The sequence below is a fragment of the Actinophytocola sp. genome, from assembly GCF_035634895.1.
Lineage (GTDB): Bacteria > Actinomycetota > Actinomycetes > Mycobacteriales > Pseudonocardiaceae > Actinophytocola.
Genome location: NZ_DASQCC010000049.1, coordinates 1 through 2528, shown reverse-complemented (window position 1 = coordinate 2528; position 2528 = coordinate 1). Strand labels below are relative to the sequence as shown.

General features: G+C 72.2%; 2 protein-coding genes and 1 pseudogene. 2 read left to right on the top strand and 1 reads right to left on the bottom strand.

From position 1 onward, the window contains the following. Window positions 1-530: pseudogene (locus VET29_RS07365) on the top strand (WD40 repeat domain-containing protein); the annotation flags it as partial. On the opposite strand, the gene VET29_RS07360 reads toward VET29_RS07365, so the two are convergent. Further along, complete coding sequence (locus VET29_RS07360) at window positions 509-739, bottom strand: hypothetical protein (RefSeq protein WP_324916418.1); 231 nt, start codon at window positions 737-739, stop codon at window positions 509-511. The pseudogene VET29_RS07365 and the gene VET29_RS07360 overlap by 22 nt on opposite strands. Before the next feature lie 79 nt (window positions 740-818). Between VET29_RS07360 and VET29_RS07355 the strand changes: the two genes are divergently transcribed. Then, the gene (locus VET29_RS07355; protein WP_324916415.1) at window positions 819-2231 is read left to right on the top strand and encodes a hypothetical protein; all 1413 of its coding nucleotides are present in this window, start codon (window positions 819-821) and stop codon (window positions 2229-2231) included. Window positions 2232-2528 lie beyond the last annotated feature (297 nt).

Below are 2528 nucleotides of genomic sequence, written 5' to 3'. Positions count from 1 at the left end.
AGGTGTGGGACGTGTCGGCGCCCCGCCGTCCCCGGAAGGTGGGCATCCTCGCCGGCCACACGGACTTCGTGTTCGGGGTGGCGTTCAGCCCCGACGGGCGCACCGTGGCCACCGCGAGCGGCGACCGGACGGTCCGGCTGTGGGACATGGCGGATGTCCGCCACCCGGCCCGGCTGGCCAGCCTGACCGGCCACACGGACGGGGTGTACGCGGTGGCGTTCAGCCCGGACGGCCACACCCTCGCGAGCGCCGGCGCCGACAAGACGACCCGCCTGTGGGACGTCGCGGATGTCCACCAGCCGAAGGAACAGGCGACCCTCACCGGCCACACGGACTCGGTCACCGCCCTGGCGTTCGGGCCGGACGGCCACACCCTGGCCACCGCCAGCATGGACCACACCGTCCGCCTCTGGGACACCGACGTCGAACGGGTCGCGACCCACCTCTGCGAGACCGCCGGCCCACGCATCACACCGGCGGAATGGACCCGGCACTTCCCCGGCCTGGACTACGCGCCACCGTGCCCGTGACGGCCTACCCCTGCTCCCCCGCTGCCCGCGCGGGAGGTCATCGTCGTGCTGCTCTTGACCTTCTCGCTGTGGAACGCGGTGAGCCGGGTTCCGGACGGGATCACGGCTATCGGCTCGAAGTCCGGGAGCAGCCAACCGCTGAGCGCGTACCCCATGACGACGCCGAACCCATGACGACGCGGCACGTTCATGTCCGCGGTCTTCTGCACGCGGCGCCGATGGGAAACAATCACGGTGCGCAGCAAGCATTCGGTCGACCTCTGCCCGCCCGAGCCTCCGGGAGTGCCGATGCCAGGACCACGGACCGCCGTCGCCGCGACAGTTCTCGCCACCGTGCTCGCCACCGTGGTGTCGCCGGGCACCGGCGTCGCGGCGGCCGAGCCGTTCAACTCGGCGGTGTTCCAGGCCACGCACAACAGCTACTCCGGTGACGTGGACGGCGCGAAGCACTCGCTGGCCTACCAGCTCGACCACGGCGTCCGCTTCCTGGAGCTGGACGTGCACGACAACGGCTACGCCACCGGCCACGACTACGGCGTCGGCCACGACAGCCCCGGCAACCTGGTGGACCACAACGGCGGCAACCCCGCGTCGAACAACCTCCGGGACTGGCTCTCGGTCGTCGACGCGTGGTCCGCGGCGCACCCGGCACACGCCCCGCTGGTGGTGATGCTCGACCTGAAGGACGACCTGACCGACAACGGCTCCTACGCCGCGGGGGACCTGGCCGCGTTGAACGACGAGCTGCGTGCGGCGTTCGGCACCCGGCTGCTGCGTGCCGCCGACTACCCGGCCGGCGCCACCGTCGACTCGTTGCGCGGGCGGGTGCTCACGCTGCTGTCCGGCGACGCCACCACCCGCGCCGCCTACCGCCGAGACGTCGGCTACCACCCGGCCGTCGCGACCAACGGGCGCGGACAGGTCGTCGAGGTGCACGACTCGGGCAGCGGCGCCCTCTGGTACTGGACCGGCACCTACGGCGCCGACGGCCGGGTCACCTGGCAGCGTCACGGCCGCTACGGCTCCGGTGTCACCCCGGCGGTCGCGCTCAACGACGACGGCGACGTGGTCGAGGTGCACCAGTCGCAGAACGCCACGACGCTCTGGTACCAGACCGGCCATCTCGACGCGACCGGCGAGATCGCCTGGTCGGCCGGTCGCCAGTACGACAACGGCGTGCTGCCGTCGCTGGTGTTCACCAGTGCCACCGGGCTGCGTGAGGTGCACCGAAGCCAGAGCAACAGCCAGAACTGGACCTGGCAGGGCACCCTCGGCGCCGGCGCCGTCACCTGGACCGGCAACGCCAGGACCGCCGACCCGCGCTACGACACCACCACCGCGGTGCACGGCGGCGCCAGCGTGCACGTCCACACGGGAGCCGACGGCGCGACACCGGCCGCCACGTTGCGCGTCACCACCGACCGGGTCGCCGGCGCGCGGATCCAGTACCCGCAGACCGCGTTCGACGAGTACCAGGACGGCGACGCCGCCGAGTTGCGGGACGGCGCCCTGTTCTACGGCGCCCCGGCCACGCACTCCTCGTTCGTCACCTCGGCGCGCGCGGCCGGCCGCCTGGTCCGTGGCTGGGACTTCGACTCCGCGGCCGACGCGACGACGCCACTGGCGAGCTACCCGGCCACCAACACCCCGTACGCGGCCTGGTACCAGACGATGACGCAGCAGGCAGGCGCCGTGCAGTAGGCGGGTCCGCCGGCCCGCGACTCGGCCGTGCTCTCCGCCGAGGCTCGCGCGCAAGACTGGTGATTACGCCGATGTAGCCGGCGGCTCGCGTTGTGCAGTCTTGACGAGTCCCACCTCTTCACCCTGCTTGGAGGGATTCATGCGTCGAATTCTCGGGGTCGTCGCCGCGTTCGCCGTGGCGTTCGCCCTGTTCTCGCCCGCGCCTTCGGCCGGCGCGGCCACCAGCACGCCGGTGGTGTTCGTGCACGGCTACACGGGCAGCGCGTCCAACTGGGTCACGGCCATGTCGGTGTTCCG